Here is an 18710-nt window from a genome sequence, read left to right on the forward strand (position 1 = left end):
ACAATGGCACAACTCATAGCAATAGTAACCAAATGATTTTGTTGTAGTTGCTGTGCCCACGTTTTACGTGCCCCAGTTGGCACTAAAGCTTTTTTATGATTTCTTCCTGAAGCTGGGATTTTAAGCTCAGTTCGGCAAACATCTGCTTAAGCTTGCGGTTTTCAGCCTCCTGCTCCTTTAAGCGTTTGATATCCGACGTTTCCATTCCGCTGTATTTTTCTCGCCATTTATAGAAAGTTGAATTACCCATTCCATATGTACGGCACAACTCTTTAACGGGTACACCTGCCTCTGCTTCTTTTAAAATAGCGACGATTTGATGTTCAGTCATTTTTTTCATAATTAAATCCTCTTTTACTTTTATCATAGAGAATTTTCTACTTTTTTGCTGTACTATTTTAGGGGGTAGTTACACGATGAAAACATTTAGGAAAGCCCCAGCGTAAATGCCGGTCTGTGATAGTATTCAACACCGAAATAATCACGGAATCATCCTGCAACTTAGGTTGATAATAGTAAGCACAACGGCTTAAGCCAACAATGGCACAACTCATAGCAATAGTAACCAAATGATTTTGTTGTAGTTGCTGTGCCCACGTTTTACGTGCCCCAGTTGGCACTAAAGCTTTTTTATGATTTCTTCCTGAAGCTGGGATTTTAAGCTCAGTTCGGCAAACATCTGCTTAAGCTTGCGGTTTTCAGCCTCCTGCTCCTTTAAGCGTTTGATATCCGACGTTTCCATTCCGCTGTATTTTTCTCGCCATTTATAGAAAGTTGAATTACCCATTCCATATGTACGGCACAACTCTTTAACGGGTACACCTGCCTCTGCTTCTTTTAAAATAGCGACGATTTGATGTTCAGTCATTTTTTTCATAATTAAATCCTCTTTTACTTTTATCATAGAGAATTTTCTACTTTTTTGCTGTACTATTTTAGGGGGTAGTTACACGATGAAAACATTTAGGAAAGCCCCAGCGTAAATGCCGGTCTGTGATAGTATTCAACACCGAAATAATCACGGAATCATCCTGCAACTTAGGTTGATAATAGTAAGCACAACGGCTTAAGCCAACAATGGCACAACTCATAGCAATAGTAACCAAATGATTTTGTTGTAGTTGCTGTGCCCACGTTTTACGTGCCCCAGTTGGCACTAAAGCTTTTTTATGATTTCTTCCTGAAGCTGGGATTTTAAGCTCAGTTCGGCAAACATCTGCTTAAGCTTGCGGTTTTCAGCCTCCTGCTCCTTTAAGCGTTTGATATCCGACGTTTCCATTCCGCTGTATTTTTCTCGCCATTTATAGAAAGTTGAATTACCCATTCCATATGTACGGCACAACTCTTTAACGGGTACACCTGCCTCTGCTTCTTTTAAAATAGCGACGATTTGATGTTCAGTCATTTTTTTCATAATTAAATCCTCTTTTACTTTTATCATAGAGAATTTTCTACTTTTTTGCTGTACTATTTTAGGGGATAGTTACACGATGCCAATGATTTGATATGGAATACACCCATTACACACGAAGAAATTACTGCCACTGTAACCAAAAATAACAGCGAATGATTCTTGGATTCATGCAGCTTGTTCGAGTGTGAGTTTGATTCCCTGTGAACCACAGTTAGAAGCAAAAGTATTTGTACGTGTCACTTTAAACGGCCCATTTGCCGATGATACTCAGATAAATTCCGGTAATCCTATTCCATTTTTTAAGCCGAGTTTACCACAAACATTTGAATTAGTGGGTAGAAATAGACATAATGAAGAGATTGTAAAATATGGTTTTGTGTTGAAGCACTGGTTTGTCCACCGTGGTGGTAGAGAAGGTAACCAATCAGAGCAAACCGCATGGTGTAGTGCGATAAATTATCGTATGCCAAAAGTAAAAGACTTGACCAATGCGAAGTGTCGCCCCAACCCTCGCCCTCGCGACGATTTTCCTTGTAGAAATGGAATAGATGGCGCCTTACCCCAATCATCAGATTATAATACGTTATTACGTCATGTTGATGCTGGCTTTATAACCGAGTGGGGGTCTTTGCTTAGTAATGCCGGCTTCAAGAACGACCTCTACTGGACTAGCGATAGCGATTTCTTCGTAGACTCGGGCTATGGTAAAGTAAAAAATCCAAATTCAAATTTTGTTTCTAGTATCAATTATGGTATTTGCGTTCACCCTTAATACTGACTTCTTAATTCTTATATAAAAGGATATGCAACTTGACATAAATCAAAGGTAAAGCTGTTAACGTATAATGCTCAACGTTAGTTAGTCTAAGTCGCCAAGCGAGCTAACGTTAAGTGCGTTTGTACAGCCAGCATATGTTTTTAACGCTGGCGTAAAAGTGTTGTTTAATGAAGCAATTAACTGTTGTGTTTTATTAAGGATTCCTCCAAAAACAATCAGAAAAACATCAATAAAATCAATGCCTTTTCTGACTGTTTTTTTATTGATAGCGCATTCACATTTTATAAAAGTCAAAGGTTATTATTATTTATTCAGAGTTAGAAAATGTTAACATCACCGTAGCTTGTTACGTTATGGATAAGCTGATGAAAAATTGATATCGATTCGTTTTCGAGCATTCAGCGTAGTAAGTGTCTTTTTGGTTTTAAAGCAAAATCATAAAAAAAACAATAAAATCAATGGTTGTTTTAATTTCTTGTTGTTTCGCTCACAATGCTTTATTTGCTTGGTTGTTTACAAACATAATCCTAAACACTACACTAGTCAATGTTCTCAACGGGGTGCCCAGTGGGGCTGAGAATGTTAGATAAACTAACGTAACCCGTCGAACCTGAACTGGATCATGCCAGCGGAGGGATTTGAGTTATTATACCTACTCAAACCTTTTGTCTTTTATTTGCTATTTTGGAGGCAAAATGTTTTGTAAAAAATTGTTATTATCTTTGGTATTATCTGCACTTTTTATGGCAAATATTGCAAATGCTACCAACATAAAACCTACCTTGATTGTGTATAGTTACAACTCTTTTATTTCTGAGTGGGGACCAGGGCGGGCAATTGAAAAGGGATTTGAAGCGCAGTGTGGTTGCGAAGTTGAGATTGTTACATTAGGCGATGGCGTGTCGATTTTAAATCGAATGCGTCTTGAGGGCGATAAGACCAATGCCGATGTTGTTTTGGGATTAGACAATAATCTTTTAGAACAGGCTAAACAAGCCAATATTGTTATTCCTCACCAAATCAATAAACCCGATAATTTAAATACCAACTGGTGGGATGATGATTTTGTGCCTTATGATTTTGGCTATTTTGCTTTTATTTATAATCAACAAAAAATCAGCAATCCACCACGCTCTATGCATGAATTAGTTGATAATAAAGCCAACTGGAAGATTATCTATCAAGATCCTAGAACTAGCACTCCGGGGTTAGGTTTATTATTTTGGATAAAGAATATTTATGGTGATGATGCCTCATCAGCATGGCAAAAAATAGCTAAAAACACCGTGACAGTAACTAAGGGCTGGAGTGAAGCTTATGGGCTATTTTTAAAGGGTGAAGCTGATTTTGTGCTTAGCTATAGCACTTCACCTGTTGCTCATATTATGAATGATAATGATCATCGTTATGCTGCGGCTATTTTTGATGAAGGGCATTATCGTCAAGTTGAAGTTGCTGGTATTACTAAATATAGTCAGCAACCCGAATTAGCACGGGCTTTTTTACAATATTTATTGACCCCCGATGTGCAACGTCAATTTGCTGAGAAAAATACCATGTACCCTATTATTAATACATCGTTACCCGAAGCTTTTAAGCAAGTTAAGCCTATAAATAAAGCGCTTGAGTTTGATGCAAAGCAAGTTGAACATAATCAAAAAACGTGGGTACGAGAATGGCAATCTGCCATTAGCAAGTAGTTTTATTTTACCTAATGTTGAAGTTAAGAATATTACTCCCAGGAATTAGCGCTGCTAGCCTGATCTTAATGATATTAGGCGCAGCACTCTTTGCGCTTTGTTTGACTGCGATTAAATTTAATAATTTAGTCGTCTATTTTGATGAGTATTTATTACATGTTATTTGGATAACTTTATTTCAAGCAACATTATCGACTTTATTATCTGTATTATTGGCAATTATCATGGCTAAAGCTTTGTCGATGATTGATTTTTTAGGTAAAAGATTATTATTGCGCATTATGCCAATTACCTTTATTTTACCGACACTTGTTGTCGTCACTGGGCTGTTGTCGGTTTATGGTAAACAGGGCTTATTAGCGGCTGTTTTCGGTTATTTTGGTGTGCCATTTATGACATCGATTTATGGATTAACAGGCATTTTACTTGCACATGTATTTTTAAATTTTCCGTATGCTTGCTGTCTATTCTATCGAACGTTAAATAGTGCACCAGTTGAACACAAACAGCTAGCAGCACAATTAAACTTTTCAAGTTTTACTTACTTTAAATTGATTGAGTGGCCATTACTGCGTCGGCAACTGTTCCCGATGGCTGCGCTTATTTTTATGCTGTGTTTTTCTAGCTTTGCGATCGTATTAGCGCTAGGAGGCGGACCAAAATATACAACATTTGAAGTCGCCATTTATCAATCTATTCGTGATTTAGATTTAGCTCAAGCTGTGCTTTTAGCTTGTTTACAGTTTATTTGTTGTGTTTGTTTTATTTGTTTGATGCAAAAATTTACTCATAACAATAACCACCATCAAAAACCTAATACATGCTATGTTAGGCAAAGTTACCGTTTGCCTGTTTCAAATCATTTAGCCTTTTTATGTATGATTATTATTGTTATTGGTGGGTTATTTATTTTGCTACCGATTATGACCCTACTCATTGAAGGGGGATATTTTTTTCAATGGTCATTTTTAACTGAGTCTTTTCAACAGGCAGTTGTGTTTTCATTATTAATTGCTTTTGGCTCTGCTACTATTGCCATGTTGCTAGCATTGTTATTACTTTATACTAATAGCCGTTTGTTAATTAATCACAAAATACAGTGGAGTAATCAATTAATGTTAGTTGGATCGCTGATTTTAATTATTCCAAGCATGGTATTTTCATCAGGTCTATTTTTATTATTATTTCCCTTTGCGCATAGTTTTATCGTTGTTTGCTTTTTAATTATGCTATGTAATGGTTTGATGGCATTGCCTTTTATATTGAAAAATCTTGCTGTACCTATGTTTGATGTTGTATCGCGCTATTGGCAATTAAGTCAATCACTTAATATTAATGGCTTTTTTCACTTTTATTTGATTGAATATAAAGCACTAAAAAGATTAATTATCCAGAGTTTTGCTTTATCTGCAATATTATCATTGGGTGATTTTGGTATTATTGCTTTATTTGGTGGAAAATCAGTGACCACATTACCGTATTATTTGTATGAACAAATATCAAGTTATCATTATAAAGAAAGCGCCGTAACGGCCGCATTATTGTTAATCTTATCTTTTAGTTTATTGGTTGTGATGGATTATGATCGAACTAAATCAAATTAATTATCATTACGATAATTTTAAAATGCATTTTAATCTCAAAATTGCAGCAAAAGAAAAAGTCGTCATTATTGGACGCAGTGGTGCTGGTAAAAGTACCTTGTTAAATTTGATTGCTGGATTTGTTTCACCAAACTCGGGGCAAATTTTACTTAACCATCAAAATATGACTCGCACCTTGCCAGGCAAACGCCCCGTTTCGATTTTATTTCAACGTAATAATTTATTTAACCATTTAACCATTGAGCAAAATATTGGTTTAGGTATAAAACCTTGTTTAAAACTGAATGCATCTGAACGGCAAACAATAGAAGATATGCTAGTTAAGGTTAGTTTAGCAGGCTTTAACAATCGTTATCCTAATCAGCTTTCAGGCGGGCAACGGCAACGTGTGGCATTAGCGCGTTGTTTAATTCAGCATCGCCCTGTTTTATTGTTAGACGAACCATTTTCAGCGCTCGATCAAGCTCTGCGTTTTGAAATGTTGGCGTTAGTGGATCAAATTTGTGATGATTTCAATTTAACTTTAATGATGGTATCACACTATCTTGATGATTCACTTAATTATTTTTCACGTTGTTTGGTGGTTGATAATGGCAACATTGTTTTTAACGATTTACCAACACAGCTTGCACAATCTAAACATAACGAAATTGCCAAAATGTTGGGTTTTAATTATTCTTAAAAAGGGTTGAAGCTTGGAAATAACACTTTTACCTGCCTATTTTATTATTCAATATTAAACAAGTTGTAATTTTATTGAGTTAAAAAATTGCGATTAATTGACTAATTACAAATTTATTAATTAGATATTTATAAATTGCACTATCTCTATTTTGTTGGTCAACGCTTAAGATTTAATTAATCTATTTAGCTTAAATTACCTTAATTATTAACAACTTTAATTAATTATTTATGCAAAATGGCCATATATGCCATAAGTTTAGTTGTTCGGCACTTAGCTCTGATAGCTTATTTTTCACTTATTTGTTTGTGCTTTACCGCTATATATTTTTATTTATGATCACGACGAAGATGTTTATCAAATACCATCCCAGAATATATTAGTAAGAAACGAGAAAACACCGACTTGAACTGTGTTTTCTGCTTTGGTTATCGCTAGCGTGAATATCAACGTATACAAACCATTATCAAACTGGTATGTCCAAACTGTGTCAATCGAAAATTTAGCACACAAAAGGTAATTCACACATGATTAGTTTTTGCTGGATTAAGTGATAGCTTATATATTACTGAAAAAATTTTAGTTAATCGGAAATTTTCCATGAATCGATCTGTTGGATTGGTGATCCTTATGATAAAAAAGGGTTAATTGATTTTGATAAATTAGAAAAGTAGTTATCGTCGGTGTTTACACCGCCACTTAAGGTGTGATATTGTATATTTATACAGTTATATTTTATTTGCCGTAATACCGTTTATGCGAAAAATTATTCATGTTGATATGGATTGTTTTTATGCCGCTGTTGAAATGAGAGATAATCCCCGTTATCGTAATATGCCTATTGCGGTGGGGGGCGATCCTCGTAAGCGCGGTGTGGTGGCTACTGCCAATTATTTAGCACGCCAATATGGTGTGCACAGTGCAATGTCAATGGCACAAGCTATAAAACTGTGCCCCAATCTTAAAATTATACCAGGCAGACATGCAGTCTATAAAGAAGTATCAAACCAGATCCACCAAATATTTAAGCGGTATACTCAAGCGATTGAGGCGCTATCACTTGACGAAGCTTATCTTGATGTGACCGATTGTAAGCTGTGTCACGGGTCGGCAACCTTGATTGCGCAAGATATCCGCCAAGCTATTTTTAAGGAACTTGAGTTAACCGCATCGGCAGGTGTTGCCCCATTGAAGTTTCTTGCCAAAATCGCATCTGACATGAACAAACCTAATGGTCAATATGTGATAACACCTGATGAAGTTGATAGCTTTATTGAACAGCTTCCTTTAAAAAAAATTCCTGGTGTGGGCAAAGTGACTGAAAAAAAATTAGCTGATTTGGGATTATTTACCTGTCAAGATATAGTCAATTATGATGTGACTAAATTATTTAACCATTTTGGCAAATTTGGGCGAGTCTTGTATGAACGATGCCAAGGTATTGATGAAAGAGAAGTGTGTAATGACAGGCAACGCAAATCGGTTGGTGTCGAGCGCACTTTAGTTGATGATATTCATCATTGGGAAGCGTGTTTATTACAGTTTGATCCATTATTTGAAGAGCTTGAAAAACGATTAAGTAAAGTGCGTTCTGATTTATCGATCGCTCGGCAGGGGGTCAAATTTAAGTTCGATGATTTTCAACTTACCACTCAAGAGCATGTCTGGTCAAAATTAGATAAAGCCGATTTAATTAAACAAGCCCATAAAGTTTGGCTAGAACGTCGTAACGGGCGTGGCGTTCGGTTAATTGGTTTTCATGTCACGTTAATCGATCCACAAGTTGAAAAACAGCTCATTTTTCCATTTTAAGCTTTTTTCTTATAAAAAAGAGGATGCAGGCAAAGCCTGTATTCATCCTCATAATCATTTATCAATTAATGGATAATTATCACTTTAAACTTGCACCATTGGTGCTAATGACTTTTTTATACCATTCAAAAGAATCTTTTTTATAACGCTTCATGCTACCGTTGCCTTCATTATCACGGTCAACATAAATTACACCATAGCGTTTTTTCATTTCACCAGTGGTAAATGACACCACATCAATAATCCCCCAAGCGGTATAGCCCATCACATCAACACCATCATAATCCATGGCTGTTTGCATCGCTTTAATATGAGCACCTAGGTATTCAATGCGTGGTTTGTCATGCACTTGGTTACCATTTTCTAGCTCATCAATGGCACCAAATCCATTTTCGACAATAAATAACGGTAACTGATAACGATCATATAAACGATTTAAGGTATAACGTAATCCCTCAGGATCAATAGGCCAACCCCAGTCACTGCTTTTAATATAAGGATTTTCAACCGCATTAGGTAGGGCCCCGTTAACAATGTTGTCACGATTGTCATTTTTCGCATCAGCCTTAACGACAGTTGACATGTAGTAACTAAAACCAATGTAATCAACTGTACCTTGTTTTAAATAAGCAAGATCTTCTTGGGTAATATCAAGTTTATAGCCTTCACGTTCGAACTCTTTTAATGCATATGCAGGGTAATAGCCACGAACGTGAACATCAGGGAAGAAGAAGCGTTGATGCATAGCAATTTCAGAAGCCATCATATCTTCAGGATTACAAGAGTATGGGTAAATTGGCACGTGCGAGATCATACAACCAATTTGAAAATCAGGATTGATTTTTTTACCGGCAATGACTGCTTTGGCACTTGCTAAAAGTTCATAATGAGCGACTTGGTACAGAACTTCTTGCGGATTTTCGCCTGATTTAACTTGTACACCAGAATTAGTCCAAAAGAAAATAGGATTGCTGGTATCCATTTGGTTATTGATTTCGTTAAATGTCATCCAGTATTTAACTTTATTTTTATAACGCTCAAAACATGCTGTCGCAAAACGTTCAAAAAATTCCACGGTTTTACGGTTTCTAAAACCGCCATAATGGCGAGCTATATGTAATGGCATTTCAAAATGTGATAGCGTGATAACAGGCTCTATGCCATGGGCAATGAGCTCATCAAAAACATCATCATAAAAGCGCAGGCCATCTTCGTTTGGCTCAAGCTCATCACCTTTTGGAAAAATACGTGTCCAAGCAATTGATGTGCGTAAACATTTAAGACCTAATTCAGCAAAGAGTTTGATATCATCTTTATAATGATGATAAAAATCAATGGCCGTATGGTTTGGATAAAACTTATCGGGTTCAATATCTTGAGTGATTTGTCTTGCTACGCCATGCGCACCTGCTGTCATGACATCAACTACGCTTGGTCCTTTGCCGCCTTCGTTCCAGCCACCTTCAAATTGATGAGCGGCTAAAGCACCGCCCCATAAAAATGGTTTTTTAGTCATTTTTGATTCCTTGTTATTGCTTAATTTTAAATATGATATCATCAACTGTCACTTCTGTTTTATCCGTTAATGAAATGAATTGGTATTGATCGGTATTAACAATAATAATTGGGGTGATTAGTGGGTAGCCTGCTTGTTTTATTGCCTCAGGGTTGAAGCTGATTAGTAGATCGCCTTTTTTCACTTTTTGGTGTAATTCAACGTGATATGCAAACTCGTTATTAGTCAAATTAACCGTATCAATCCCCACATGAATTAATAGTTCAACGCCGTTATCTAATGTTAACCCAATAGCATGTTTGGAATTGTCAAATACCGCAGTTACCTCGGCATCAAAAGGTGCATAAACATGATTATCAGTAGGCTCAATGGCAATCCCTTCACCCATCAGTTTTTGTGCAAAAGCAGGATCAGGCACTTCACTTAGGGGTAAAGCATGTCCTGTCATTGGGCTTGTGATATCCAGCTCGTCAAGCAAGACTTTAGGTGTATCATTTTCAATAGCAGACTCATCTTGTTTAGTTTCACCAGTGCCAAAGATTTGAATTAAAACGACAGGTCCCACCAAAGCAATAAGTGACCCAATTGCAACACCAATAAATGAGCTAGGGCTGTTAGGGCTAATTGCATTGACGATAGTTAATGGACCTGGTAAACCAGCATAAGCAAAGTAGTGAGGAGAAAAGAACCCAGCCACAATACCACCACAAGCAGCCGAAATACAGCCATAAATAAATGGCTTTTTAAAACGTAAGTTAACGCCATAAATAGCTGGTTCGGTTATCCCAAATAAGCCAGTGATAAAAGCGGATAATGAAATGCCTTTCATCTCTTGAGTTTTGGTTTTTAAATAAAAACCAAATGCTGCTCCGACTTGACCAATAACGGCGATGGTTTGAAATGCTTGGAAAGAGTCTTGACCATATTGTTTAAAGTTTTCAACGATAACTGGTGTGATCCCCCAGTGCACGCCAAAAATAACAAACACTTGCCAAACGGCACCAATAATTCCACCAGCAAACGATGGGGCTAAATTAACAAACCAGTTATAACCATCAGCAATATATTGTGCACCATTGGCAGTTAATGGACCAACAATAAGTAATGTTAAAGGCACCATAATGACAAGACTAAATAATGGTAATAGCACCGGTTTTATAATACTGTGCAGGCGAGGTTCTAAGAAGCGCTCTAAATAAGAAAGTAACCAGACTAAAAATAGTGGTGGTAACACAGTTGAAGCGTAAGTTGTTTTAGATAGCGCAATGCCAAATAGATCGATTTCTTGACCATCGCTGATTAATTTGGCAAATTCAGCCCAAGTCGGGGACAACAGCGCAGCACAACAAGCAACCGCGATATAAAGATTACAACGAAAATGTTGTGAAGCGGTGATAGCAATAAAAATAGGTAAAAAGGTAAAAGGCGCCCAAGAGATAAAATCAAATACTCTAAAGGTTCCAGTTGATTCTATTCCCTCAAATGCTAATTTTAGTAAGATCAAAATCCCCTGTAAAATACCTGATGCGGCTAAAATATAAACAAACGGTGCAAATACCGCCGACATGGTTGCAATGATACGGTTTAAAATATTGGTTTCATTGTTATTAACAGCTTGGTTATTAATATCAACCAGTTGAATAAATGCATTGTAGACTTTATCAACATGCGTACCAATGACAACTTGGATTTGCCCACCTTTTTCAACAACCGTAATCACACCAGGTAGTTTTGCGATTTTTTCTTTTGCTTGTTCTGGCGTTGTTTTTGTGACAAGGCGTAGACGTGTTGCACAACGAGAGGCGTTGATAATATTCTCTTTTCCGCCTAGCTCATTTAAAATATCAACTGCTAGCTTGTTGTAATCTCTTATTTTCGATGACATCCATTAAGCTCCTTAAAATCAATTCAGTAAGCTTATCTTATAGATAATTTTATAATTGTTAATGACCAATTATATTGTTTGTGATCTAGATCGACTTTTTATACTATTTAACTTAACTTAACATAAGCAATATAAAATAATATGTAAATTATTGGGCGAATAGCAAAGAGATATAAATGGTAAAATATCAAAATGTTGCAAAAAAAATAAAGCAAATGATTTATCAGCAGCAATTATCTAAAGGTACCCAACTTGCGAATATAGACGGACTTATTAATCAGTATCAAGTAAGCCGTAGCACAATTATTAAAGCGCTTAACTGCCTTGAACGGCAAGGCGTTATTTATCAAGTGCAAGGTAGCGGTATTTTTGTTCGTGAGCGCAAAAAAAGAGGTTATCTCAGTTTTTTACAAAGTCATGGCTTTACTGTTGATTTAGATGATGTGTATGGTTCATCTAAAGTGTTTAATGTAGACATTATCAAACCCAGTGCAAGAGTGAAAGAAAATTTACAATGTGGTGATAGTGAACATGTTTATTTTGTAAAAAGATTACGTTATGTTGATGATAAATTATATTGCTTAGAACAGTCCTATTATCGCAAAAAGCTTATTTGTTATTTAAATACAGACATTGTTGAACGTTCAATTTTTAGCTACATTCAAGAAAATTACAATATCAATATTGGTTTTTCTGATAAATATTTTCAAGTGATCAAACTTGATGCAAATATAGCAAAATATCTTGGGTTACAAGCGGGCGATCCCGCTCTTTGCGTTGAAGAAATATTTTATACCTCATCTGGTGAGCCGTTTGATTTCTCGAAAATTATTTACCATTATGAAAATGCAAGATTTTGCATACAAAATCATTCAAAATAAGCCACTTAACATAGACAAAACCCAGCGCTACGTTGTTAAATTATCGGTAAATAGGCACTAATTCTTATTATTTTCGATAACAATTTTATATCTAAGTTAATTAGCTTGTTTTATTTGTGGTTTGTTATCTGCCATGATACCAACTAATGCGTGAGGTTTATAGCATTCTTCTAAGTAGTTTAGCTCGTCATTGCTTAATTGTAATTGGGTTGCTTTAACGGCATCTTGAATTTGTTCGGTTTTTGTTGCACCCACAACAGGAGCAGTAACTTTAGTTAATAGCCATGCCAATGAAACTTCCGTCATGGATACTTGGTGGCGTTCAGCAATTTCTGCAACTCGATCGATGATCACATGGTCTTGCTCGGCGGTTTTGTCGTATTTCTTCTTCGCATAGTTATCCGCATTGGCGCGTACAGTTTGGGTGTTATATGGACGAGCAAGGCGACCGCTGGCAAGTGCGCTATAAGGCGTCATAGCAATATTATCTTCTTGGCATAATCCAAATAATTCTCGCTCATCTTCACGCATAATTAAGTTATAGTGGCTTTGCATTGAAACAAACGGTGTTAAGCCTTCATATTTTGCTATGGTGTTTGCTTTTGCCAGTTGCCATGCATAACAGTTCGAAATGCCAATTGCACGGATTTTGCCTGCCAAAATATTTTGATGAAGGGTTTCAAGAACTTCTACTATAGGTGTGTTGTAATCCCAATAGTGATAAATATAAAGATCGACGTAATCCACCCCCAAATTTTTTAGGCTTTGATTGAGTGATTGGTTGATAGCTTGTTGCCCAGTTATGCCATTAGCAATTTGCTCAGCTGTACGTGGTAAAAATTTTGTTGCTATGACCATTTCATCACGCAGGCTCATATCGCGTAATGCTTTGCCAACATATCTTTCGCTTGAGCCATTTTGATAAGCGATTGCGGTATCGAAAAAATTAATACCTTGCTCAAGAGCATATCCAATAATTTTGCTGCTTTCTGATTCATTTAGTGTCCAGTTGTGAATGCCTGTTGTAGGATCGCCAAATCCCATACAACCTAAACAAATCTGCGAGACAGTTAAATCACTATTACCCAGTTTAGTGTATTGCATGATCACTTTCCTCTATTTAAAACAGAAACCACTAATGCGCCTTATTATATTGCGCTTTTATTTTTATAGTAAATTTGAATGTGGGTTAATGTGATATCGATCACTTTTTTACAAAAAATAGAACGGATAAGAACTTCATCTATTAAAAAATAGATTAAATTAAAACACATATTAAATTAAGACATAGCAGATTATAGCAAACCATATTGCTTGATTATTTATCGGGCAGGGAAAAGTCAGTGTGCAATTCCATGCCCTTTATCGTTAATAATTAGATATTATCACTGCCACCAACCCCTTTAAATTTTTCAACCATTGTTGCTATTTTTTCAAAAACCCGACGTTTTTTGATTAAATATTGTGGATTAAGTGGGCTCATCTTCGGTAACATTTCGTTTAATTCAGTGCCATTTTCGGTTGCATATTTGCGTTTTAATGAAGAAGCTAATTGATATAGATTATCTATTTATAGATAGATAAAACTTGAATCAGAAAACGCTTAACGCCATTTTTAATGGCTTTTATTAAAAAACGAATGTAAAAAAGCGAAGCAAATTAGTCTTTGGTTTTTAGGTTTAGGTTGTGCTATGTTATGACAAAGTCAAAAAACTAAAAGCCAAAACCCTTTTTTTCGCCATATTTTAAAAGTAAAGAAAATCAAATAATTAAAAACTTTCCTCAAAAAAGGGTTTTTAATACCTAAATCACTATTTGCCTTTTTACATACAATATTGATAGTATATTAGCTTCTAGTTCACTGCCGTGTAGGCAGTTTAGAAATGCGCACCTTCGACATTTATTTTTGAAAAATCGTTCACTGCCGTGTAGGCAGTTTAGAAATTTATCGACTAAGTCCATTTTGCAGTTTTCCCGTTCACTGCCGTGTAGGCAGTTTAGAAATGATAAATGATCTCCTAATAACGATAAGCTGTTTTGCTGAAAAATACTTTACGCAGTATTACCGTATGATAAAAGCGAATAGAGCGTTGTCAACGTTATGAGGCGCTAGTTATTTGTTGTTTTTGCCATATCTCCGTGAAATATCTATCTCTTTGGGCTGTTTTATTCGTTTGTGGGCATGGGGGGGATTTTGTCAAATTTGATTAATACCATGGTTATCATATGTTATTAACAAATAAGATACTGTAAGTTTTTATTTATTTCGAAACGGCATAGAATCCTGAATATTTTTTACAAAAAAATAACTTAAAACGTGACAATTGTGTAAATATATTCATAATGATCATACAACCACGTAAAAATTACGTTGCTTGTTTTTTGTGTGGTATATGCAATGGGTATTATGTTAGTTGATGCTTGATTAGGTCTTTTGGGGTTATCAATGGTTGGATAATTGATCCATAATTCGTTTAGCCAAATTAATAGCGATGGTTTTTTAGGGTATTATCGCCATCTCACTTGTTGATAATATGGCGATAATTTTGTTTTATGTATATTCATTACCGTCGTTTTTTAAGTACGGTAGGCGATGCGAGTAATTTCTACCATTAAATTAATGGGGTATTTTTAATATCTTCGATCGTTTTTGTGCCAGCTAATTGCATGGTAATAGATAGTTCTTTATTGAGATGATCAAAAACGGATTTAACACCTTCTGCGCCACCTAAATTTAGTCCATAAAGAATAGGGCGCCCAATAGCAACAAGATCAGCACCGCTTGCTAAGGCTTTAAATACATGTTCACCACGGCGAACGCCACTATCAAAAATAATTGGTACCCGTTTGGCAACTACTGCGGCAATGTTTGGTAATACGTCAAACGAGGCTGGACCACCGTCTAATTGACGTCCACCATGGTTAGATACCCAAATTCCGTCTGCACCGGCAGATATTGCGATGGCGGCGTCTTCTGGCGATTGAATGCCTTTGACAATAACAGGTAACTTGGCCATCTCTTTGATTTTTTGAATATCAGATGGCACTATACCTTGTTTAGCTGCTGCATAAATTTCGCTAATGCCTTTACCTGAACCATCACCATTACCACTTGATTGGCTATAAGCGCTTAAATTTTTCATAGGAAGAGGGAATTGGAATTTATTGATAATATCTTCTTCACGATATCCGCCTAATGTTGAATCAACTGTTAAGATAATTGCTTTTGCACCGGCTTTAACTGCTTTATCAACAATAAAACGGTTGAAACCATCATCTTTATTCATATAAAGTTGGAAAAAATACGGTACATTAGGAGCAGCACTGGCAGCTTCTTCAATGGAAGTATTGGCATAAGTACTAATGGAGAAAATAGAACCCGCAGCGGCAACCCCTTTAGCTGTATCCATTTCGCCTTTTTCGTGAGCTAAACCTTGTGCGGCTGATGGTGATTGAATAATTGGGGTTTTTAGTGGGATATCCCATAATTTTGTTGTTAAATCGGCATGATCAACCCCTTGTAATACTCGGGGAACAATTTTTTTGCGGTTAAAAGATAAGGTGTTTTCTCTCATCGTCCACTCATCTTCTGCACCACCGCGGATATAACCAAAAGCACCAGCTTCCATTCTTGCCTTAACTAATGCTTCTAATGAAGCAATATTAACGATCTCTATAGCGTGTTCTTCATTACTTGTATGGTATGACATGATTCACTCCTAATTATGAGAATTAATGTTGCCATATTGTTATATCACAGCTATTTTTATTTAACATTAGGTAAAAATCTTTTTTTCTGAAAAGAGCATTTTTTATTATGAAAAATGCGATATTAATAAAGACATGATAGGCGATGATGAAAAGCATCTTACGATGCTTTTTGTAAAGAAAGAAAAATGAATGGTGATTATTTTATGCCATACTCAGCCCGATAAGCTTCAACTTGTTTTACTTGATCTTGTCGCTCTGGGGATTGATAGAGGTATTGGATCAAATCATCTAATGTGATAATTGAAATCACATCACAATGATAAGTTTGTTTAATTTCTTGGATTGCTGATAACTCACCACGGCCTTTTTCTTGTCGGTCTAAACAAATTAGTACACCAGCAAGTTTAGATTGGTTATCTTCTAATATTCTCATCGATTCACGAATCGCCGTGCCAGCGGTAATAACATCATCAACTAGCATAACTCGTTGCTGATAAATTGAACTGCCGACTAGGTTGCCACCTTCGCCATGGTCTTTAGCCTCTTTGCGATTAAAACAATAAGGTACATCGGCATTATGGTGTTCTGATAGTGCAACAACGGTTGAAGAAACAATCGGAATACCTTTATAAGCAGGACCAAAAATGACATCATATTCTAAGTTGGCATCCATCAACGCAGCTGCATAAAAACGGCCTAATAAAGCCAGATCTTTACCAGTATTAAATAATCCAGCATTAAAGAAATAGGGGCTTTTTCTCCCCGATTTTAATGTGAACTCGCCAAATTTTAATGCTTGCCTATCTAAAGCAAATTCAATAAATTCACTTTTATATGATTTCATCGGTTTTCTCCAATTAGCTGTTTAGTCGTTCAAGGCTTGTTTTTGTGCATCAATAATGGCGGTTATCCCATTTTTTGCTAATCCTAATAACGTTAACAGCTCTTCATGGCTAAATGGTTCACCTTCCGCGGTGCCTTGTATTTCAATAATTCGTCCGTCATCTGTCATTACAACATTCATATCGGTTTCTGCATTTGAATCTTCTATATATTCCAAATCACAAAGCGCTTGACCATCTACAATGCCGACAGATACAGCTGCAACTAAAGATTTAATTGGGTTTTGCTTAATTTTACCTTCGGCAACCATGTTATTAATGGCATCGTTCAGCGCAACACAAGCCCCAGTAATTGATGCTGTTCTTGTACCACCATCGGCTTGAATAACATCGCAATCTAGCGTGATAGTGTATTCACCTAATAATTCTAGATCGATCATTGCGCGTAATGATCGGGCAATAAGTCGTTGAATTTCCATGGTTCGGCCTGTTTGTTTGCCTTTAGCCGCTTCACGTTGGGTACGTGAATTGGTTGCTCGTGGTAACATACCGTATTCGGCTGTTACCCAACCTTGATTTTTACCTTTTAGAAAACGTGGTACCCCTTCATCAACAGTGGCATTACAAAGCACTTTGGTTTCACCAAATTCAACTAGTACAGAGCCTTCTGCATGCTTAGTATAATGACGGGTTATTTTTATAGGGCGGATTTGTTCCGCAGATCGACCAGACGGGCGCATGCAATTCTCCAATTGTTACAATTAAAAAATATCGTTTTGAACTCATTATTTAGGAGGACATCAACAAGATAGGGTTAATGTTTAGCCTAAGCTAAGAGCGCATTATACAGAATATATGATACAATGCCCAGCAAGTTTTTATAATTTTAAGGTGTTATTATGATTTGCAGTATGACCGCCTATGCAAGAAAAGAATTAAGTCAATCATGGGGAACCGCTTCTTGGGAGCTACGTTCAGTCAATCAACGTTATTTAGAAACTTACATTCGCTTGCCAGAACAATTTCGTTCACTTGAGCCTATCATCCGTGAAAAATTGCGGAGTCGTTTAACTCGAGGAAAAATTGAATGTAATTTACGTTTTGAGCTAGATCCTGCGGGGCAACATCAAGAACTCTTGTTAAATAAAGATTTGGCTAAACAAATACTTAATGCAGCAAGTTGGGTGCAATCCGAACATCAATCAGGGCAAACTAACCCTATTGATGTGTTACGTTGGCCGGGGGTTTTATCGGCTAAAGAGCAAAATCTGGATGCGATTTCCCAAGAAATTATAGCCTTATTAGATACTGCGATTGATGATTTTATTACCGTGCGTGAGCGTGAGGGTAAAGCACTTAGCGATTTGATTGTTAAACGCTTAGAAGCTATTACTATCGAAGTTGATAAGATTCGCAATTGGATGCCTCAAATACTAGAGTGGCAAAAAGAACGTTTAAAAGGCAAATTGCAAGAAGCCAATATCGAACTTGACCATTCTCGCTTAGAACAAGAGATAGTAATGCTTGCTCAACGTATAGATGTCGCCGAAGAACTTGATCGACTAATGACACACGTTAAAGAAACCTATTCTATTTTGAAGAAAAACGAAGCGGTTGGACGTAGGTTAGATTTTATGATGCAAGAATTTAATCGCGAATCGAACACTATTGCATCAAAATCAATTAATGCAGATGTTACAGCTAGCGCAATTGAACTTAAAGTGTTGATTGAGCAAATACGTGAGCAGGTACAAAATATTGAGTAATCATTTAGTTAATAAATAATGCACTTGGTATTATCTGCGGTATTGCTATAGGGGGATATAGGTACGATATAATTACGCGCTTTTTTCCCTCCTTTTATTTTTATAATTAAAGAAGTTTG

At 36.3% G+C, this 18710-nt stretch carries 18 protein-coding genes and 1 riboswitch; of the genes, 7 read left to right on the plus strand and 11 right to left on the minus strand.

The genetic code is table 11. The annotated features are described in order from the left end of the window. Nucleotides 1-82: 82 nt before the first annotated feature. Genes A9G47_RS02170 through A9G47_RS02190 form a run of 5 tightly spaced genes read right to left on the minus strand, consistent with a single transcriptional unit; the run spans nt 83 to nt 1414 of the window. Nucleotides 83-340 carry a transposase gene (locus A9G47_RS02170; RefSeq protein WP_065642048.1) on the minus strand — a complete coding sequence of 86 codons (258 nt, stop codon included), beginning with the start codon at nt 338-340 and terminating at the stop codon, nt 83-85. Between the two features lie 58 nt (nt 341-398). Then, the gene (locus A9G47_RS02175) at nt 399-620 is read right to left on the minus strand and encodes a hypothetical protein (RefSeq protein ID WP_065642049.1); all 222 of its coding nucleotides are present in this window, start codon (nt 618-620) and stop codon (nt 399-401) included. After that, nucleotides 620-877 (minus strand): transposase, encoded by a 258-nt coding sequence (locus A9G47_RS02180; RefSeq protein WP_065642048.1) that lies wholly within the window; start codon nt 875-877, stop codon nt 620-622. Before A9G47_RS02180 ends, A9G47_RS02175 begins: the two co-directional genes overlap by 1 nt. Before the next feature lie 58 nt (nt 878-935). Beyond that, entirely contained in the window at nt 936-1157 is a 222-nt protein-coding gene (locus A9G47_RS02185; RefSeq protein ID WP_065642049.1) for a hypothetical protein, read from the minus strand. Then, nucleotides 1157-1414, minus strand: coding sequence for a transposase (locus A9G47_RS02190; protein ID WP_065642048.1), 258 nt, complete (start codon nt 1412-1414; stop codon nt 1157-1159). The genes A9G47_RS02185 and A9G47_RS02190 overlap by 1 nt, the downstream gene beginning before the upstream one ends. A 184-nt stretch (nt 1415-1598) precedes the next feature. On the opposite strand from A9G47_RS02190, the gene A9G47_RS02195 reads away from it, so the two are divergent. The 5 genes from A9G47_RS02195 (at nt 1599) to dinB (ending at nt 7990) form a co-directional block, all read left to right on the plus strand. Beyond that, the gene (locus A9G47_RS02195) at nt 1599-2186 is read left to right on the plus strand and encodes a hypothetical protein (protein ID WP_065642050.1); all 588 of its coding nucleotides are present in this window, start codon (nt 1599-1601) and stop codon (nt 2184-2186) included. Nucleotides 2187-2738: 552 nt separating this feature from the next. Continuing rightward, nucleotides 2739-2847: riboswitch (TPP riboswitch) on the plus strand. 40 nt (nt 2848-2887) lie between these two features. Next, the gene (gene thiB / locus A9G47_RS02200) at nt 2888-3892 is read left to right on the plus strand and encodes a thiamine ABC transporter substrate binding subunit (RefSeq protein ID WP_081303493.1); all 1005 of its coding nucleotides are present in this window, start codon (nt 2888-2890) and stop codon (nt 3890-3892) included. Between the two features lie 14 nt (nt 3893-3906). Then, complete coding sequence (gene thiP / locus A9G47_RS02205) at nt 3907-5496, plus strand: thiamine/thiamine pyrophosphate ABC transporter permease (protein WP_065642051.1); 1590 nt, start codon at nt 3907-3909, stop codon at nt 5494-5496. Next, nucleotides 5474-6178 carry a thiamine ABC transporter ATP-binding protein ThiQ gene (gene thiQ, locus A9G47_RS02210; protein WP_065642052.1) on the plus strand — a complete coding sequence of 235 codons (705 nt, stop codon included), beginning with the start codon at nt 5474-5476 and terminating at the stop codon, nt 6176-6178. Before thiP ends, thiQ begins: the two co-directional genes overlap by 23 nt. Before the next feature lie 756 nt (nt 6179-6934). After that, nucleotides 6935-7990: a DNA polymerase IV gene (dinB, locus tag A9G47_RS02215; protein WP_065568476.1), complete on the plus strand. Its 1056-nt coding sequence runs from the start codon at nt 6935-6937 to the stop codon at nt 7988-7990. Nucleotides 7991-8069: 79 nt separating this feature from the next. Here dinB and A9G47_RS02220 read toward each other — a convergent pair whose 3' ends face one another. Then, nucleotides 8070-9506 carry a 6-phospho-beta-glucosidase gene (locus A9G47_RS02220; protein WP_065580005.1) on the minus strand — a complete coding sequence of 479 codons (1437 nt, stop codon included), beginning with the start codon at nt 9504-9506 and terminating at the stop codon, nt 8070-8072. A gap of 13 nt (nt 9507-9519) precedes the next feature. Next, complete coding sequence (locus tag A9G47_RS02225) at nt 9520-11391, minus strand: glucose PTS transporter subunit IIA (RefSeq protein ID WP_065642053.1); 1872 nt, start codon at nt 11389-11391, stop codon at nt 9520-9522. Nucleotides 11392-11567: 176 nt separating this feature from the next. Between A9G47_RS02225 and A9G47_RS02230 the strand changes: the two genes are divergently transcribed. Then, on the plus strand, nt 11568-12272 hold the full coding sequence (locus A9G47_RS02230; protein WP_065642054.1) for a GntR family transcriptional regulator: 705 nt from the start codon (nt 11568-11570) through the stop codon (nt 12270-12272). A 96-nt stretch (nt 12273-12368) separates the two neighbouring features. Here A9G47_RS02230 and A9G47_RS02235 read toward each other — a convergent pair whose 3' ends face one another. The 4 genes from A9G47_RS02235 to rph form a co-directional block, all read right to left on the minus strand. Continuing rightward, nucleotides 12369-13376 (minus strand): aldo/keto reductase, encoded by a 1008-nt coding sequence (locus A9G47_RS02235; protein ID WP_065642055.1) that lies wholly within the window; start codon nt 13374-13376, stop codon nt 12369-12371. 1508 nt (nt 13377-14884) lie between these two features. Continuing rightward, complete coding sequence (locus A9G47_RS02240) at nt 14885-15982, minus strand: lactate oxidase (protein WP_065642056.1); 1098 nt, start codon at nt 15980-15982, stop codon at nt 14885-14887. Nucleotides 15983-16179: 197 nt separating this feature from the next. Beyond that, the gene (pyrE, locus tag A9G47_RS02245) at nt 16180-16827 is read right to left on the minus strand and encodes an orotate phosphoribosyltransferase (RefSeq protein ID WP_065582743.1); all 648 of its coding nucleotides are present in this window, start codon (nt 16825-16827) and stop codon (nt 16180-16182) included. Between the two features lie 21 nt (nt 16828-16848). Next, nucleotides 16849-17565: a ribonuclease PH gene (rph, locus tag A9G47_RS02250; RefSeq protein ID WP_065568489.1), complete on the minus strand. Its 717-nt coding sequence runs from the start codon at nt 17563-17565 to the stop codon at nt 16849-16851. Between the two features lie 159 nt (nt 17566-17724). Between rph and A9G47_RS02255 the strand changes: the two genes are divergently transcribed. Continuing rightward, nucleotides 17725-18591, plus strand: coding sequence for a YicC/YloC family endoribonuclease (locus A9G47_RS02255; protein WP_065642057.1), 867 nt, complete (start codon nt 17725-17727; stop codon nt 18589-18591). Nucleotides 18592-18710: the final 119 nt, after the last annotated feature.

The organism is Gilliamella sp. WF3-4 (assembly GCF_001690275.1).
In the GTDB taxonomy this organism is placed as follows: domain Bacteria; phylum Pseudomonadota; class Gammaproteobacteria; order Enterobacterales; family Orbaceae; genus Gilliamella; species Gilliamella apicola_C.

Excerpts from the sequence above, each read along its gene's own strand:
- A9G47_RS02170 (WP_065642048.1), bottom strand. The coding sequence starts at position 340 with ATGAAAAAAATGACTGAACATCAAATCGTCGCTATTTTAAAAGAAGCA.
- A9G47_RS02180 (WP_065642048.1), bottom strand. The coding sequence starts at position 877 with ATGAAAAAAATGACTGAACATCAAATCGTCGCTATTTTAAAAGAAGCA.
- A9G47_RS02190 (WP_065642048.1), bottom strand. The coding sequence starts at position 1,414 with ATGAAAAAAATGACTGAACATCAAATCGTCGCTATTTTAAAAGAAGCA.
- thiB (WP_081303493.1), top strand. The coding sequence starts at position 2,888 with ATGTTTTGTAAAAAATTGTTATTATCTTTGGTATTATCTGCACTTTTT.
- thiP (WP_065642051.1), top strand. The coding sequence starts at position 3,907 with ATGTTGAAGTTAAGAATATTACTCCCAGGAATTAGCGCTGCTAGCCTG.
- thiQ (WP_065642052.1), top strand. The coding sequence starts at position 5,474 with ATGATCGAACTAAATCAAATTAATTATCATTACGATAATTTTAAAATG.
- dinB (WP_065568476.1), top strand. The coding sequence starts at position 6,935 with ATGCGAAAAATTATTCATGTTGATATGGATTGTTTTTATGCCGCTGTT.
- A9G47_RS02220 (WP_065580005.1), bottom strand. The coding sequence starts at position 9,506 with ATGACTAAAAAACCATTTTTATGGGGCGGTGCTTTAGCCGCTCATCAA.
- A9G47_RS02225 (WP_065642053.1), bottom strand. The coding sequence starts at position 11,391 with ATGTCATCGAAAATAAGAGATTACAACAAGCTAGCAGTTGATATTTTA.
- A9G47_RS02230 (WP_065642054.1), top strand. The coding sequence starts at position 11,568 with ATGGTAAAATATCAAAATGTTGCAAAAAAAATAAAGCAAATGATTTAT.
- A9G47_RS02235 (WP_065642055.1), bottom strand. The coding sequence starts at position 13,376 with ATGCAATACACTAAACTGGGTAATAGTGATTTAACTGTCTCGCAGATT.
- A9G47_RS02240 (WP_065642056.1), bottom strand. The coding sequence starts at position 15,982 with ATGTCATACCATACAAGTAATGAAGAACACGCTATAGAGATCGTTAAT.
- pyrE (WP_065582743.1), bottom strand. The coding sequence starts at position 16,827 with ATGAAATCATATAAAAGTGAATTTATTGAATTTGCTTTAGATAGGCAA.
- rph (WP_065568489.1), bottom strand. The coding sequence starts at position 17,565 with ATGCGCCCGTCTGGTCGATCTGCGGAACAAATCCGCCCTATAAAAATA.
- A9G47_RS02255 (WP_065642057.1), top strand. The coding sequence starts at position 17,725 with ATGATTTGCAGTATGACCGCCTATGCAAGAAAAGAATTAAGTCAATCA.